13 protein-coding genes are annotated in these 15,007 nt (G+C 67.8%); 10 read left to right on the top strand and 3 right to left on the bottom strand.

Annotated features, from left to right (window positions below):
• The first annotated feature begins 11 nt into the window (after positions 1-11).
• From AC3WON_RS01430 to AC3WON_RS01420, 3 genes are read left to right on the top strand one after another with little or no spacing between them, the layout of a single operon-like run.
• Positions 12-1,394 (top strand): sodium:solute symporter family protein, encoded by a 1,383-nt coding sequence (locus AC3WON_RS01430; protein ID WP_492350941.1) that lies wholly within the window; start codon positions 12-14, stop codon positions 1,392-1,394.
• 12 nt (positions 1,395-1,406) lie between these two features.
• Positions 1,407-3,071, top strand: a complete 1,665-nt coding sequence (locus AC3WON_RS01425; RefSeq protein WP_492350940.1) for an amidohydrolase — start codon at positions 1,407-1,409, stop codon at positions 3,069-3,071.
• A complete protein-coding gene (locus AC3WON_RS01420; RefSeq protein WP_492350939.1) occupies positions 3,068-4,018 on the top strand; it encodes a CobW family GTP-binding protein in 951 nt (316 codons plus the stop codon). Before AC3WON_RS01425 ends, AC3WON_RS01420 begins: the two co-directional genes overlap by 4 nt.
• A 33-nt stretch (positions 4,019-4,051) precedes the next feature.
• Here AC3WON_RS01420 and AC3WON_RS01415 read toward each other — a convergent pair whose 3' ends face one another.
• Positions 4,052-4,954 carry a YihY/virulence factor BrkB family protein gene (locus tag AC3WON_RS01415; RefSeq protein WP_492350938.1) on the bottom strand — a complete coding sequence of 301 codons (903 nt, stop codon included), beginning with the start codon at positions 4,952-4,954 and terminating at the stop codon, positions 4,052-4,054.
• Positions 4,955-5,163: 209 nt separating this feature from the next.
• Here AC3WON_RS01415 and AC3WON_RS01410 point away from each other — a divergent pair, with 209 nt between their 5' ends.
• Entirely contained in the window at positions 5,164-6,519 is a 1,356-nt protein-coding gene (locus AC3WON_RS01410) for a serine hydrolase domain-containing protein (RefSeq protein ID WP_492350937.1), read from the top strand.
• 183 nt (positions 6,520-6,702) lie between these two features.
• On the opposite strand, the gene AC3WON_RS01405 is transcribed toward AC3WON_RS01410, so the two are convergent.
• Positions 6,703-7,623, bottom strand: a complete 921-nt coding sequence (locus AC3WON_RS01405) for a LysR family transcriptional regulator (protein WP_492319160.1) — start codon at positions 7,621-7,623, stop codon at positions 6,703-6,705.
• Between the two features lie 152 nt (positions 7,624-7,775).
• Between AC3WON_RS01405 and gtdA the strand changes: the two genes are divergently transcribed.
• The 5 genes from gtdA to AC3WON_RS01380 all read left to right on the top strand — a co-directional run bounded on the left by gtdA (position 7,776) and on the right by AC3WON_RS01380 (position 12,984).
• On the top strand, positions 7,776-8,822 hold the full coding sequence (gene gtdA, locus AC3WON_RS01400; RefSeq protein WP_436223787.1) for a gentisate 1,2-dioxygenase: 1,047 nt from the start codon (positions 7,776-7,778) through the stop codon (positions 8,820-8,822).
• Positions 8,823-8,917: 95 nt separating this feature from the next.
• A complete protein-coding gene (locus tag AC3WON_RS01395) occupies positions 8,918-9,616 on the top strand; it encodes a fumarylacetoacetate hydrolase family protein (protein ID WP_492350936.1) in 699 nt (232 codons plus the stop codon).
• A 34-nt stretch (positions 9,617-9,650) separates the two neighbouring features.
• Positions 9,651-10,292 carry a maleylacetoacetate isomerase gene (maiA, locus tag AC3WON_RS01390; RefSeq protein ID WP_492350935.1) on the top strand — a complete coding sequence of 214 codons (642 nt, stop codon included), beginning with the start codon at positions 9,651-9,653 and terminating at the stop codon, positions 10,290-10,292.
• Positions 10,293-10,319: 27 nt separating this feature from the next.
• On the top strand, positions 10,320-11,534 hold the full coding sequence (locus AC3WON_RS01385) for a 3-hydroxybenzoate 6-monooxygenase (RefSeq protein ID WP_492350934.1): 1,215 nt from the start codon (positions 10,320-10,322) through the stop codon (positions 11,532-11,534).
• A 109-nt stretch (positions 11,535-11,643) separates the two neighbouring features.
• Positions 11,644-12,984, top strand: a complete 1,341-nt coding sequence (locus AC3WON_RS01380; protein WP_492350933.1) for an MFS transporter — start codon at positions 11,644-11,646, stop codon at positions 12,982-12,984.
• A gap of 76 nt (positions 12,985-13,060) precedes the next feature.
• Here AC3WON_RS01380 and AC3WON_RS01375 read toward each other — a convergent pair whose 3' ends face one another.
• Positions 13,061-13,669 (bottom strand): cysteine hydrolase family protein, encoded by a 609-nt coding sequence (locus AC3WON_RS01375; RefSeq protein ID WP_492319166.1) that lies wholly within the window; start codon positions 13,667-13,669, stop codon positions 13,061-13,063.
• Positions 13,670-13,850: 181 nt separating this feature from the next.
• Between AC3WON_RS01375 and AC3WON_RS01370 the strand changes: the two genes are divergently transcribed.
• A complete protein-coding gene (locus AC3WON_RS01370; protein ID WP_492350932.1) occupies positions 13,851-14,831 on the top strand; it encodes a GlxA family transcriptional regulator in 981 nt (326 codons plus the stop codon).
• Positions 14,832-15,007 lie beyond the last annotated feature (176 nt).

Below are 15,007 nucleotides of genomic sequence, written 5' to 3'. Positions count from 1 at the left end.
GGGAGACCACCATGACCACAGCGGTATTCCTCGGCTTTATCGTGTTCTCGCTCTATCTCGCCATCCGCTCGAAGAAGGGCCACGGCGCGCAGAGCGTGCATGATTTCTTCGTGGCGTCGCGGCAGTTCGGCGCCTACCTGGTGTTCTTCCTGGCAGCGGGAGAGATCTACAGCATCGGCACGATGGTGGGCTTTCCCGGTGGCATCTATGCCAAGGGGCCGACCTACGGGGTCTGGTTCCTCGGCTACATCCTGCTGGCGTACCCGCTCGGCTATTTCCTCGGGCCCAAGATCTGGCAGGCCGGCGCGCGCTATAACGCGATCACGCTGCCGGACCTGTTCAAGGGCCACTACGGCAGCCGTGCGCTGGAGCTGATCGTGGCGGGCTCGGCGATCCTGTTCCTGCTGCCCTGGGGCCAGCTGCAGTTCACCGGGCTGGTGGCGGCGCTCAAGGGGCTGGGCTGGGAGTTCGATCCGGTGTACCTGGTGATGATCTCGGCCGCGCTGGCCTTTACCTACATTGCCATCTCCGGCGTGCGCGCATCGGCCTATATCGCCATCCTCAAGGACATCCTGATGGTGGTGGCGATCGTCGCCACCGGCGTCGCGGTGGGCTGGAAGGCGGGCGTGGGCGACGTGTTCCATGCCGCCAGCATGCAGGTCAGCAACCAGATGAATGACACCCAGCTGCGCTTCTCGATGAGCACCATGCTGTTCCAGGCGCTGGGCTTCTACGTGATGCCGTTCGCGGTGCAGAATTTCTTCACGGCCAGGAGCGCCAACACCATCCGGCGCACGCAGGTGGCGATGCCACTGTACATGCTGATGTATCCGTTCCTGGTGCTGGCGTCCTACTACGCGATCAGCCAGAACCTGCAGCTCGCATCGCCAAATGAGGCCTTCTTCGCGGCGGCGGTGCGCTTGTTGCCGGACTGGCTGCTCGGACTGGTGACCGCCGGCGCCGCGCTGTCGGGGCTGCTGGTGCTGGCCGGCATCTGCCTGGCGATCGGTCCCATCGTCACGCGCAACCTGCTGCCGGGCATGCCCGAGGCGCGCCAGAAGCAGGGCGCCAAGGTGGTGATCGTGATCTACCTGGTGCTGTCGATCGCCATGACGCTGGCCACGCCCAACCTGATGCTGACGCTGATCAACACCACCTACTACGGCGTGACGCAGTTCTTCCCTGGCGTGCTGGTGATCCTGTTCTCGCTGAAGGTGCGGGCGCTGGCGATTGCGCTCGGCATCGTCACCGGCCAGGTACTGGCGATCGCGCTGTATGTGCAGCAGGTAGATTTCGGCGGCATCAACCTCGGGCTGGTCAGCCTGGGCGTCAACCTGCTGGTGACCGCGCTGGTGAACTACGCACCCCGCCTGGCCCGCGTGCAGGCGGCGTGAATGACTGGACTCATGCAATCCATGACACAAGACGACACCGCGCGCACCCAGGTATTCGTGGCGCGCACGATCCTCACGATGGAAGCCGGCCAGCCCGAGGCCACCCATGTCGCGGTGCGCGACGGCAAGATCCTTGCCGTGGGCGGCGCCGCCGAGATGGCCGGCTGGCCGGATGCGGTGCAGGTCGACACCTTCCGCGACAAGGTGCTGATGCCCGGGCTGGTCGAAGGCCATTGCCACCTGATGGAAGGCGCGATGTGGGATGCGGTCTACATCGGCTACTTCGACCGCCGCGATCCGGACGGCAAGCTCTGGCACGGCCTGCGTACGCTGGAGCAGGTGATCGATCGCCTGGCGGGCGCGGCAAGCCAGATGCATGACCCGGAAACGCCGCTGCTGGCCTGGGGCTTCGACCCGATCTATTTCGGCGCCAGCCGGCTGTCGGTGCGCGAGCTGGATCGCGTCTCGGCCACGCGGCCTATCGTGGTGATGCATGCCAGCGTGCATCTGATGAACGTCAATTCCGCGATGCTGGCGCGCGCCGGCATCGACGAGGACACCGATATCGATGGCGTGCACAAGGACGCGCGGGGCTTGCCCACCGGCGAGCTGCAGGAATTCGCGGCGATGTTCCCGGTGCAGCGCGTGCTTGGCAGCGGCCTGTCGCTGGCCGCCGCCGAGAATGCCGACGCGGTGCGCCGCTTCGGCCGCGTGGCGCAACTGGCAGGCGTGACCACGGCGACGGATCTGGTCAACGACCTGTCGCCCAAGGGGCTGGAGACGCTGCAGGCGGTCACTGCCGACCCCGGCTTCCCGCTGCGCATCGTCCCGGCGTTCTCGCCGCAGCGCAATGCGCAGGGCGGCCCCGCCCGCGTGCAGGCCGCGGCGGCGGCCGGCACCGACAAGCTGCGCTTCGGTCCGGTCAAGTTCATTGTCGACGGTTCGATCCAGGGCTTTACCGCTCGCCTGCGTGCACCGGGGTATGCCGGCGGCCAGGCCAATGGCTTGTGGCTGATCCCGCCCGAGCAACTGCTCGACGTCTTCACGCCATTCCACCTGGCCGGCCTGCCGCTGCATATCCACACCAATGGCGACGAGGCGACGCAAGTGGTGCTGGACGTATTGGAAGCCATGCTGTCGCGCCATCCGCGCGCGGACCATCGCCATACGCTGCAGCACTGCCAGCTGGCGGACGAGGCACAGCTGGCGCGCGCGGCGCGGCTGGGGCTGTGCATCAACTTCTTCTCCAACCACCTGTACTACTGGGGCGATGCGCATGCCGGCCAGACCGTGGGACCGGCGCGGGCTGCGCGCATGAACCCGGCGGGCACGGCGCGGCGGCTGGGGATTCCGTTCGCGATCCATTCCGATGCGCCGATCACGCCGCTGAACCCGCTCTTTACGGCGTGGTGCGCGGTGCAACGCCAGACCGCTTCCGGCCGCGTGCTGGGCGAAGCGGAGCGCCTGCCGGTCGCCGACGCGCTGTATGCCATCACCATGGGTGCGGCCTATACACTGAAGCTCGACCATCGCATCGGCAGCATCGCGCCCGGCAAGCTGGCAGACTTTGCCGTGCTGGAAGATGACCCGACCGCGGTGGGTCCCGAGTGCCTGAAGGACGTGCGCGTCTGGGGCACGGTACTGGGCGGGCGCGTGTTCGCGGCGCCGGCCCGATGAACACGCGGCCTCCGGTCCCGCTGGCGGTGGTCGGCGGCTACCTTGGCGCCGGCAAGACCACCTTGCTCAACCGCTTGCTGGCCAACGCGCACGGGCGCCGCATCGCGGTGCTGGTCAATGACTTCGGCGAGATCAATATCGATGCCGCGCTGATCCGCACGCGCAGCGACGACGTGATCCAGCTGGAGAACGGCTGCATCTGCTGCTCGATCGGCGGCCGGCTGGCCGAGGCGCTGGTGGCCATCGCAGCGCGGGAGCAGCGGCCGGACTTGCTGGTGATCGAGGCCAGCGGCGTCTCGGACCCGCAGCGCATTGCTCAGGTCGGCTTGCTGGATCGGGCCTTTGTGCTCAATGCCGTGGTGGTGGCCGTGGATGTGACCGAGGTCGGCCACAGCCTGCACGATCCGCTGGTGGGCGACATGGTGCGGCAACAGATCGCGGGAGCCTCGGTAGTGGTGCTGACCAAGGCAGACCTTGCCGATGCGGATGCGCTGGCAATGGCTGCCGCCACGGTCGACGCCATCGCGCCGCGTGCCACGGTGCTGACCGCATGCGAGGGCGAGGTGCCCTTGTCGGTCTTTGTCGACGCCGCCCTGCCGGCACCACATGCCGATGCCGTGCTGCAGGCGGGCGGGCACTGGCGGCGAGCCGTCGGCACCGTGCACGCCGGCATCCGCAGCATTTCATACCAGACCGGCCGCGACTTCGACAAGGCGCTGCTGCGGCAGGCGCTGAAGACGCTGCCGGTGCGGCTGCTGCGCGCGAAGGGCATGGTCAGGCTGGCAGCCGATCCGCGCCTGCACGAAATGCATGTGGTCGCGGGCCGCACGCGGCTGAGTCCGATGGCGCAAGGCGATGCGGCAGGGTCTGCGCTGGTCCTGATCGGTGCCTTCGGTGCGGAGGAGGAGAGGCGTATCCGCGCCTGCCTCGATCTGGCGCTCGCCTGAGCGGGCGCGCGAACGGCGTCGCTGCGGCGCCGCTCAGGTGTGGAATTCTTCCGGTTCCGCATGCGCCGGCCTTCCTTCCCAGCCGCCACGCTCGAACTCCGCAATTACCTGCGCCCCAAACAGCAGCAAGGTCGCCGCGATCTCCAGGCTCAGCAGCACCACGATCGCCGTAGTCAGCGAGCCATAGACCCGGCTCACCTGCGACAAGGTGGTGAAGTACCACGCCAGCACATGGCGGGAGATTTCCCACAACACGGCCGCAATCAACGCGCCGCTCAGCGCATGCTGCAGCGACAGCCTGCCAACCGGCATCACCATGTAGATCGAGGTCAGCATCAGCACCTCGCCGATGAAGCCGAGCAGGTAGAGCAGGCCGGTCGAGAGCCGGTCCAGCGACCAGTCGCGGCCCAGCACTTCCACATGCCGTTCGCCGATGGCCAGCAGGCCGCCCGATACCAACGTGACCAGCAGCAGGCCCACGCTCAGTACCGCGATATAGCAGTAGGGCAGCAGCGCCGAGACCAGGAAATGCCGGCGCCGGATCGCCACGCGGTGCTCGAAGATCACCGACATGGCATTCTCCAGCACGGTAAAGGCGAGCGAGCTGAAGAACAGCATGGTGACCAGCAGCACCCAGCCGATCGTGCCACGGTTGCGCAGGAAGGCGGCAAGCTCGGTGACCAGGGCCCTGGACTGCCCCGGCACCACCCACTCCAGGTAGCGCGCGAGCGTGGACAACAGCAGGTCTGGTTCGATCACGTGCGACAGGGCGATGATCATCAGGATCAGCAGCGGCACGATCGACAGCAGCGCGTAGTAGGCCACCGCGCCGGCCAGCAGCAGCCCCTGGTTGGCGCGGAACTGCCTGAGCGTGTGCCAGGCAAAGCGCCCCGGATGGCGGAGCAGGTCGCGGACGCGGGCGTCGGGAAGCTGCATGGCAGACACCGGAGAGGATGGGTTTCGCAATTATGCGGCTTCGCTGCCTGACATTCCACCGGGTTATGGCTCTATTCCGAACGCATCATTGTGGTCGGGAACCGCGTCCGCCAAGATGGCGCCCGCGGCCTGCACCATGCGGGCTTGCACCTCATGCATACAAGGCGGCGCACCGTGCGTGCAGCCGCCTGGACAGGAATGGAGACAGCATGCAAGCGCAAACAGTGTCGCGCAGGACGGGATTCGGACGCAGTCGGGTGTGGTTGGCCGTGGCGCTGCTGGTGGCGCCGATGAGCGTTGCGCTGGCGCAGGGCACCGGCCAGCCCGTGGCCGTTGCCGAGGACGAGGTCATGCAGGGCTTTCCGCCGCCGCCCGACAAGCAAGTCAGCCGCGGCAGCGGGCTGCGTCCGCCGTATATGCGCTGGGCGTTCCGGCATGCGCGCGAGATGTCGCCGACGGCGGGGATCCGGCATGCCAGCCAGCCGCTGGCCCTGGCCGGTCAGCCCGGCACGGAACTGGACGGCACCACGTTTGCCGTGGCGGGCAAGACGGTCCGACTGGCCGACTACCTGCGCGACACCCATACCGACGGCTTTATCGTGCTGCACCAGGGCAAGGTCGTCTATGAGCGCTACCTCGCGGGCTTTGGTCCTTACCAGCCGCATATCTGGGCCTCGATGACCAAGTCCGTCACCGGGCTGCTGGCCGCCATGCTGGTCGAAGAGGGCAAGCTCGATCCGCAGGCCCGGCTCGCGCAGTATGTGCCGGAACTGGCCGGCAACCCGTTCGGCGAGGCCACGGTACAGCAGAACCTGGACATGGAGGTGCCGGTGGGCTACCCGGAGGGGCTGCCGCCGGACCTGGGGCTGTTCGGGGCGGTGGGGATCGTGCCGCGCAAGGCGGAGGCGCCGGACACCATCTATGACTTCCTCAAGGTCGTCCACGCCACCGGCGGGCGCGACGATGGCGGCGTCTGGTACTACCAGAACGGCTCGCCGGAAGCGGTGGCATGGGCGCTGCGGCGCATCACCGGCAAGAGCTGGGCGCAACTGGTGAGCGAGCGGCTGTGGTCCCGCTTTGCCGACGATGATGCCTACACCCAGGTGGACCGCCAGGGCACGGAAATGGCCAGCGGCGGCATGAATTCCACGCTGCGCGATGCCGCCCGCTTTGCCGAGGCCGTGCGCCGGGCGGCCGCCGGCGACGCCTCGGGCGGGATCTCGCCGGCGGCGGCGCGCATTGCGCTGCAGCCGGCCGGCAACCAGGCCCGCTTTGCGCGCGGCAACACCATGCCGGGCCGCGACGGCTATGGCTACCGCAACTACTGGTTCCAGCGCAACGACGGCGACGGCAGCATCGAGGCCAGCGGGCGCTTCGGACAGAAGATCTATATCAACCCGGCCAGGGGGCTGACGGTGGTGAAGTTCTCCGCCAGCCCGGACGGCGCCGCGCGTGCGACCAGCGCAGCCGCGGTGCGCAAGGGCGACGATCCGGCCCGGGCGCTGGAATCCGCCGAGGCCATGGTGGCCGCGGCGCTCGCGATCCAGCGCGCGGTCAGCCGCTGAGCCACGCCGGCAGGGGCCGGCGGACTCTCCCGATCTGCCTCTCACGCACGCCGCCAGGGCGTGCGCAGGACTGCCGCGCGCCTGCGGGCCGCGCAGTCCGCAATCCAGCCATCGGCATCTTCGCCGTGGCGATGACCAACCACAACGAAAGAGAATGGATGCGGCATCGCTTTTGAGCAGCACCTAGTCCTGCGGCGCCCCCGCCGCCCGCCGCAGGCAATCCAGCATGGCCATGACCGCCGCGCGCGACTGCGCGTCGTCACGCCAGTACATCGACACCGAGCCGAACCCCGCCAGCCGCAGCGGCACGATGCGCAGCGCGCCCAGCGCTTCCAGCCGGCGCGCGGTGCGGTGCGAGGCCAGGCCGATCATGTCGCTGTTGTTGAGTAGCGTGAGATTCAGCACGGTGGAATTGCTCTCCACGCAATCTGCCGGCAGCGCACGCTCGGCGCTGGCCAGCGCGCCTTCCAGCGCGTTGCGGATGGGCGTGCCGCGCGGCCACACCACCCAGCGGTAGCGATACAGGTCGTCCCAGCCGATGCGCGCGCCTTGCAGCAGCGGGTGGCGCGGCCGGGCGACGAAGTGGATCGGCTCCATGTAGAGCGATTCGGTGCGCATGTGCGCATCCTGCAGCTCGGGCGCCGAGCGGCCCACCACGATATCCAGCTCGCTGTGCGCCAGCTGGCTCATGAGCCGGTCCATGGTCGTTTCCACCAGCCGCACGCTGGCGCGGGGCATCTGCTGCAGCAATTGCAGCGCTGCCAGCGGCACGGTATCCGCCGACGACGCGCCCGAGGTACCCACCACCACGATCCCGCTGCCGCCGTCGCGCATGGCCTGCAGGTCGTCGCGCGCGGTATCCAGCTGGGCCTCGATCCGGCGGGCGTGCTCGATCAGCGACTCGCCGTAGGGCGTGGGCCGCAGCCCGCGCGCCTGGCGCTCGAACAGGGGCAGCCCGATATCGTCCTCCAGGTCCTTCAGCCATTTGGAAAGGCCCGGCTGGGTCGTGTTCAGCATGGCCGCCGACTGGCTCATATTGCCGGTCTCGGCCAGGCTCAGCAGCATCTGCAGGTTGCGCAGCCGCAATCTCTGGGTCCAGTCCATGAGGCTACCTATATGAAAAATGGTATCGATAAGATGAAAAGTTCATTTCAAATCTTATAGGCCGCCGCGTATAACGACAACAAGACGGTGCGAGCGATGACACGCACCCACAAAAGCGCTCCCAAAGCCCTGCATAAAGTTACGGAGACAGCATGTCCGAACACACCCCAGACCCGGCCCGCGTGGCCTATTACGAAGAAATCGGCCGCAGCCACATGACCCCGCTGTGGGAGTCGCTGCACGCGCTGGTGCCGCCGCAACCGCGGCCGCAGATCGTTCCCGCCATCTGGAAGTACGCCCAGATCCGCCCGCTGGTGATGCAGGCCGGCGGCGTCATCAGCGCCGAGGAAGCGGTGCGCCGCGTGCTGGTGCTGGAGAACCCGGGCATTCCGGGCAAGTCGAGCATCACCTCCACGCTGTACGCCGGCCTGCAGCTGATCCTGCCGGGCGAGATCGCGCCCAGCCACCGCCATACCCAGTCCGCGCTGCGCTTTATCGTCGAAGGCAAGGGCGCCTGGACCGCGGTCAACGGCGAGCGCACCACCATGCATCCCGGCGACTTCATCATCACGCCGTCGTGGACCTGGCACGACCATGGCAACCCTGCCGTCGAGGACGGCGGCGAGCCGGTGGTGTGGCTGGACGGGCTGGATATCCCGCTGGTGCAGCAGTTCGATGCCGGGTTTGCCGAGAACTACCCGGAAGCCCAGCAGCCCGTGACCCGCGTCGAGGGCGACAGCTTTGCCCGCTTCGGCCATAACATGGTGCCGGTGCGGCACCGCGTGACCGATCCCACTTCGCCGGTCTTCAGCTACCCGTACGAGCGCTCGCGCGAGGCGCTGGACCAGCTCTACCGCAACGGCGAGCTCGATGCCTGGGACGGGGTCAAGCTGCGCTATATCAACCCGGCCACCGGCGGCTGGCCGATGCCGACCATCGCCACCTTCATGCAGTACCTGCCGGCGGGCTTCCAGGGCAAGACCTACCGCAGCACCGACGCCACCGTCTACAGCGTAGTGGAAGGGCGCGGCACGGTGCGCATCGGTGACGACCAGTTCCAGTTCGAGCCGCGCGACATCTTCGTGGCCCCGTCGTGGGCGCCGGTGCAGCTGGGCGCGCTGGAAGACGCGGTGCTGTTCAGCTATTCCGACCGGCCCGTGCTGTCCGCGATGAACCTGCTGCGCGAAGCGCGCACCTGAGCGTCCCGCGACCCTGATCCGACCTGCCCCGGGCGGTGCCTGCGCGCACCGCCTGAGGCTCCCGCTTACCTGACGACTTCCGGAAACCTCGAACCATGTCCTACGTCTTCACGCCCCCCGCCACCGTTTCCATCCCCGTTGCCGGCAGCGACGACCAGTTCGCCGTGCGCCGCGTCTACTGCGTGGGCCGCAACTACGCCGCCCATGCGCGCGAGATGGGCTTCGATCCCGACCGCGAGCCGCCGTTCTTCTTCTGCAAGCCGGCGGATGCGATCGTCCCGGTGCAGGCCGGCATCACGCTGGACCTGCCGTATCCGGCGCAGACGCAGAACTACCACTACGAGGCCGAGCTGGTGGCAGTGATCGGCAAGGCTGGTTCGGATATCCCGGTCGAACAGGCACTCGAACACGTGTGGGGCTATGCCGTCGGCCTCGACATGACCCGCCGCGACCTGCAGATGAAGATGCGCGAAATGGGCCGCCCCTGGGAGATCGGCAAGGCCTTCGATGCCTCGGCGCCGGTCGCGCCGATCCACCGCGCCAGCGAGATCGGCCACCCGCAACAGGCCGGCATCTGGCTGACGGTCAACGGTGAAACGAAGCAGCGCAGCGATGTGTCGCACCTGATCTGGTCGGTGGCCGAGACGGTGGCCTACCTGTCGCAGTTCTTCCGCCTGGAACCGGGTGATGTGATCTTCACCGGTACGCCGGAAGGCGTGGGCGCGGTCAAGGCCGGCGAGACCATGGTCACGGGCGTGGACGGCCTCGGCGAGCTGGCCGTGCGCGTGGTCTGAACCTCTGAATCGCAGCACACGGGCATTACCGATCATGCAGCTCTATAGTTTCTTCAACAGCTCCACGTCCTACCGGGTGCGCATCGCGCTGGCCCTCAAGGGCCTGCCGTACGACTACCTGCCGGTCAATATCCGCACCGGCCAGCACCGCGAGCCGGAGTACGTCGGGAAAATCAACCCGTCCGCGACCGTGCCCGCGCTGGTGGATGGCGGTTTTACGCTCGGGCAGTCGTTCGCGATCCTCGACTACCTGGACGCGCTCCATCCGGAGCCGCGCCTTGTGCCGCAAGACCCGGTGCAGCGTGCGCGGGTGCTGGAACTGGCCACGCTGATCGGCTGCGACATCCACCCGGTCAACAACCTGCGCGTGCTGCGCTACCTGCAGGACGTGCTGAAGGTCACGCCCGAGCAGAAGGATGCCTGGTACCGCCACTGGATCGATGAAGGCATGGCCGGCGTGGAGCACCTGCTGGCGCAGCACGGGCATGGCAGGTGGTGCTTCGGCGATGCGCCGACACTCGCTGACGTCACGCTGGTGCCGCAAGTCGCCAACGCCCTGCGCATGGGCTGCGACCTGAGCCGGTACCAGCGCGCGATGGCGGTCTACGCACACGCCAGCGCCCATCCCGCCTTTGCCCAGGCGGCGCCCGGGCGCCAGCCCGACCACACCGCCTGACGCATCGCGCAGGCGAGGAGACAAGACATGAGCAGTACCAACAACGCGACCGGCAAGGTCCTCATCATCGGCGGCGGCATCGGCGGCCTGGCCGCGGCGCTGGCGCTCGCACGCCAGGGCATCCGCATCGAACTGCTGGAGCAGGCCGAGCAGATCGGCGAGATCGGCGCGGGCATCCAGCTCGCCGCCAACGCCTTTGCCGCACTGGATGCGCTGGGCGTAGGCGAAGCTGCGCGCAGCCGGGCTGTCTTTACCGACTACCTCAGCCTGCGCGATGCGATCGATACCAGCGTGATCGCCGAGGTTGACGTCGGGCAGGCGTACCGCGAGCGCTTCGGCAACCCGTATGCGGTGATCCATCGCGCCGATATCCACCTGTCGATCCTGGAGGCGGTGCAGGACCACCCGCTGATTACGTTCCGCACCAGCACGCGCGTGGAACAGCTGCTGCAGGACGACCAGGGTGTGACCGTGATCGACCAGCACGGCGAACACCACCGTGGCGATGCCGTGATCGGCTGCGACGGCGTCAAGTCCGCGATCCGCCAGGCGCTGATCGGCGATGAGCCGCGCGTCACCGGGCACGTGGTCTATCGCGCCGTGGTCGGCGTCGCCGACATGCCGCAGGACCTGCAGGTCAATGCACCGGTGGTGTGGGCCGGCCCGCATTGCCACCTGGTCCACTACCCGCTGCGCGGCGGCCAGCAGTACAACCTGGTGGTGACCTTCCACAGCCGCGAGCAGGAAACCTGGGGCGTGCGCGACGGCAGCAAGGCGGAAGTGCTGTCGTACTTCGAGGGCATCCATCCGCTGCCGCACCAGATGCTGGACCGGCCCACTTCCTGGAAGCGCTGGGCCACCGCCGACCGCGACCCGGTCGAGCGCTGGAGCTTCGGCCGCGCCACCATCCTGGGCGATGCCGCGCACCCGATGACCCAATACGTGGCCCAGGGCGCCTGCCAGGCGCTGGAAGACGCGGTCACGCTGGGCGCCGCGGTGCAGGCCGCCGGCGGCAATTGCGAGGCAGCGTTCAAGCTGTACGAGCAGGCCCGCATCCCGCGTACCGCCCGCGTGCTGTATGCCGCGCGCGACATGGGCCGGGTCTACCACGCCAAGGGCGTGGACCGGCTGGTGCGCAACAGCCTGTGGACCGGCCGCACGCAGGCGCAGTTCTACGACGCGCTGCAGTGGCTGCATGGCTGGCGTGCCGACCAGTGCCTGAGCCCCACGCCGTGGCTGTAAGCCGCTGGCGCAATTTTTCTTCGCAGTCAATCCGAAACGATCTGGCGGCCGCGCATAAGGCTGCCGGACGTGACTCGCCCCTAATCCTGGCATCAAGGAGGAGACCACCATGCCTGCCAGCCAACCCCTGAACGTCACCGCGTTCATCGACCGCCAGCCGCTGTCGGCGTTCCAGGTGAGCATCGTCGTGCTGTGCTTCCTGATCGTTGCGGTCGATGGCTTCGATACGGCGGCGATCGGCTTCATCGCACCAGCCATCCGCGCGGAATGGCAGCTGACGCCGGCCCAGCTGGCGCCGCTGTTCGGCGCCGGGCTCGGCGGCCTGATGGTCGGCGCCTTCGTCTTCGGCCCGCTGGCCGACCGCTTCGGGCGCAAGGGCGTGCTGGTGCTGTCGGTGCTGTTCTTCGGTGCCGCCAGCCTGGCCTCGGCCTGGTCGCAGGACCTGTGGACGCTGGTGCTGCTGCGCTTCCTGACCGGCCTGGGCCTGGGCGGGGCCATGCCCAACGCCATCACGCTGACCTCGGAGTTCTGTCCGGAAAAGCGGCGCTCGTTCCTGGTCACGACCATGTTCTGCGGCTTCACGCTGGGCTCGGCTTTCGGCGGCCTGGCTTCCGCCGGGCTGATCGACGCCTTTGGCTGGCGCTCGGTGCTGGTCACCGGCGGGGTCATGCCGCTGGTGCTGGCGGCGCTGCTGCTGTGGCTGCTGCCGGAATCGGTGCGCTACCTCGTGCTGGCCGGCAAGCAGCGCGAACGCATCGTCGCCACGCTGCAGAAGATCGCGCCGCAAGCCGACCTGCGTGACGCCACCTTCGTGGTCGGCGAACAGCGCAGCACCAGCTCGCCCGTGCGGCACCTGTTCCGGCCCGAGCTGCTGCGGGGCACGCTGCTGTTCTGGCTGACGTTCTTCATGAGCCTGCTGGTGATCTACCTGCTGTCCAGCTGGCTGCCGACGCTGCTGCGCACCGCCGGCCATTCGCTGCGCACGGCAGCGCTGGTGACAACCATGTTCCAGGTCGGCGGGACGGTGGGGGCGATTGCGCTGGGTTGGCTGATGGACCGGATCAATCCGCACTATGTGCTGGCGTCCAGCTATGGGCTGGCGGCGCTTGGCATCGCGGCGGTGGGCAGCGTTGCTTCCGAGCCGGTGGCTGCGGGCATGGCGGTGTTTCTTGCGGGCTTCTGCGTCTCAGGGTCGCAGGTGGGTGCGAATGCGCTGTCCGCCAGCTTCTATCCGACGGACTGCCGTGCCACAGGCGTGAGCTGGGCCAACGGCGTGGGCCGGATGGGCTCGGTGGTGGGGTCGGTCGGCGGGGCCACCATGCTGTCGATGGGCCTGGGCATGCCGGCGTTGTTTGCGTTGATCGGCGTGCCGGCGCTGATCGCAGGGTTGTCGATGTTCTCGCTGGGGATGGTCAGGCGCGAGAGTGCGGTGGAGCGCCTGGCAGTCTGAAGGCGGGCGGCGGGAGTGACTGAGAGGGAGGCGGCCTGACGGTCTCCCCCTCGGCATCATGGCTGTCCGCGATCGATCAGGCGATCGGCAGTTTCAGCACCTGCTCGGTGGTCAGGATATCGCCGAAGGTGTCGTCGATGGTGGCAAGCGCGGCCCGGTGCAGGTCCCGGTGCGGCACCACGCCGCCGGCCGTATCCAGGTCGCGCGTGGCGCAGGCATCCTCCGCCACGATTACGCCGTATCCGAGCGGCGCCGCATCGCGCGCCGCGCCGGACACGCAGGCATGGGTCATCAGGCCCGTGATGATCAGGGTCTTGATGCCGGCGGCCTTCAGGCGCTGGTCCAGGTCGGTCGTCGGGAACACGCTGACCGAGGTCTTCTGCAACACGGTGTGATGCGCGGCCGGCTGCAGGTCGCTGTGGAATTCCACGCTGGCGCTCTGTTCCGCAAAGACGGGGCTGCCCGCGGGCGTCACGTGCTGGATGTGGAAAACAGGAATCCTGGCCGCATCCGCATGAGCGATCAGGCGTTGCGCATTGCCCAGGGCGCGCGCGCCGTCCGGGATCGGCATCTTGCCGCTGAAGTACTCATTCTGGAAATCGATCACCAGCAAGGCGCTGCTGGCGGCTTCGATGGCGGTGGGGGCCGGTGCGCCGGCCATGGTGCGAATCGTCGGGTGGTTCATTGTGGTCCTCGTCATGGAAAAGAAGAGGGCGGCGCCGCTGGCGAGGAGGCCGCCCCAATCACCGCAACCGCGGCATGGGAGGTAGTTTCCAACGCCGGCTGCAACCCCGAAAGTGGCCCGATGGACAACATCCGATAGAATTGGGCCATCCTCAATTCGTGTCCGTGCCAGCGAGAACGCAATGCACACCGTCGCGGTGATCGCCTTCGAAGGCATCAGCCCCTTCCACCTGTCCGTACCCTGTATCGTGTTTGGCGACGATCTTGCCCGGCTGGGCGTGCCGCGCTACCGGCTGGTCATCTGCGGCGAGAAGACCGGGCTGATTCCCACCATGTCCGGGTTCAGGATCGAGGTCGGGCACGACCTTTCGGTGCTGGCAGAGGCCGATACGGTCATCATGCCGGCCTGGCGCGACCCGGCGGAGCGCCCGCCCCACGCCCTGGTGGAAGCGCTGCAAAGCGCCAGCGCGCGGGGCGCGCGGATTGCCGGCCTCTGCCTGGGTACGTTCGTGGTCGCCGAGGCGGGTTTGCTGGACGGGCGCACGGCGGCCACGCACTGGGCCTGGGCCGATGACTTTGCGAACCGGTATCCGCAGGTCCGGCTCGATCGCAACTCCCTGTATATCGACGATGGCGACATCCTGACCTCGGCCGGGACGGCGGCCGCCCTGGATTGCTGCCTGCACCTGCTGCGCCGCGACCATGGCGCGGACGTCGCCAACCGGGTAGCCCGCCGCATGGTCGTTGCCCCGCACCGGCATGGCGGCCAGGCCCAGTACATCGAACAGCCGCTGCCCCGGGTGGACGGCGCGGACAAGCTCAGCACGACCCTGGACTGGGCCATCGAAAACCTGGACCAGGCGCTGACACTGGACACGCTGGCGCAGCAGGCCGGGATGAGCCGGCGCAACTTCACCAGGCGCTTCAAGGCGAAGACTGGCGCAACGGTGACGCAGTGGGTGCTGAACCACAGGCTGACGGCGGCGCAGCGCCTGCTGGAGACGACGGACAAGGGGGTTGACCTGATTGCCGAGCTGGTGGGGTTTGGATCCGCCGTTTCGTTCCGGCAGCACTTCACCCAGGCCTTAGCCGTTTCTCCGTCGGCTTACCGCAAGCAGTTTGGCGGTGCGGTGCTGAGCGGGCAAGGCTCCCCATCGGCTTGATCTGGGTGCAGCCAGCCCACAACAGCCAGCGCAAGAAAACAAGGGATTTCCCTCTTCGTGTTTCGGCCATCGGTCGAGATATTCTTAATGGCTTCCATCATGGTGGTAGACAATGTTGTGCATTAAAGCCGGGCGGGGGGCGGTGCGGAGCGAGTGCATGTGGCACGGCGGCGGTG

Source organism: Cupriavidus sp. FW305-46 (assembly GCF_058787075.1).
The sequence above is the reverse complement of the archived record's forward strand: the minus strand, read 5'-3'. Positions and strand labels throughout refer to the sequence as shown.

Coding starts and splice junctions, on each gene's coding strand:
- AC3WON_RS01430 (WP_492350941.1), top strand. CDS start 12: ATGACCACAGCGGTATTCCTCGGCTTTATCGTGTTCTCGCTCTATCTC.
- AC3WON_RS01425 (WP_492350940.1), top strand. CDS start 1,407: ATGCAATCCATGACACAAGACGACACCGCGCGCACCCAGGTATTCGTG.
- AC3WON_RS01420 (WP_492350939.1), top strand. CDS start 3,068: ATGAACACGCGGCCTCCGGTCCCGCTGGCGGTGGTCGGCGGCTACCTT.
- AC3WON_RS01415 (WP_492350938.1), bottom strand. CDS start 4,954: ATGCAGCTTCCCGACGCCCGCGTCCGCGACCTGCTCCGCCATCCGGGG.
- AC3WON_RS01410 (WP_492350937.1), top strand. CDS start 5,164: ATGCAAGCGCAAACAGTGTCGCGCAGGACGGGATTCGGACGCAGTCGG.
- AC3WON_RS01405 (WP_492319160.1), bottom strand. CDS start 7,623: ATGGACTGGACCCAGAGATTGCGGCTGCGCAACCTGCAGATGCTGCTG.
- gtdA (WP_436223787.1), top strand. CDS start 7,776: ATGTCCGAACACACCCCAGACCCGGCCCGCGTGGCCTATTACGAAGAA.
- AC3WON_RS01395 (WP_492350936.1), top strand. CDS start 8,918: ATGTCCTACGTCTTCACGCCCCCCGCCACCGTTTCCATCCCCGTTGCC.
- maiA (WP_492350935.1), top strand. CDS start 9,651: ATGCAGCTCTATAGTTTCTTCAACAGCTCCACGTCCTACCGGGTGCGC.
- AC3WON_RS01385 (WP_492350934.1), top strand. CDS start 10,320: ATGAGCAGTACCAACAACGCGACCGGCAAGGTCCTCATCATCGGCGGC.
- AC3WON_RS01380 (WP_492350933.1), top strand. CDS start 11,644: ATGCCTGCCAGCCAACCCCTGAACGTCACCGCGTTCATCGACCGCCAG.
- AC3WON_RS01375 (WP_492319166.1), bottom strand. CDS start 13,669: ATGAACCACCCGACGATTCGCACCATGGCCGGCGCACCGGCCCCCACC.
- AC3WON_RS01370 (WP_492350932.1), top strand. CDS start 13,851: ATGCACACCGTCGCGGTGATCGCCTTCGAAGGCATCAGCCCCTTCCAC.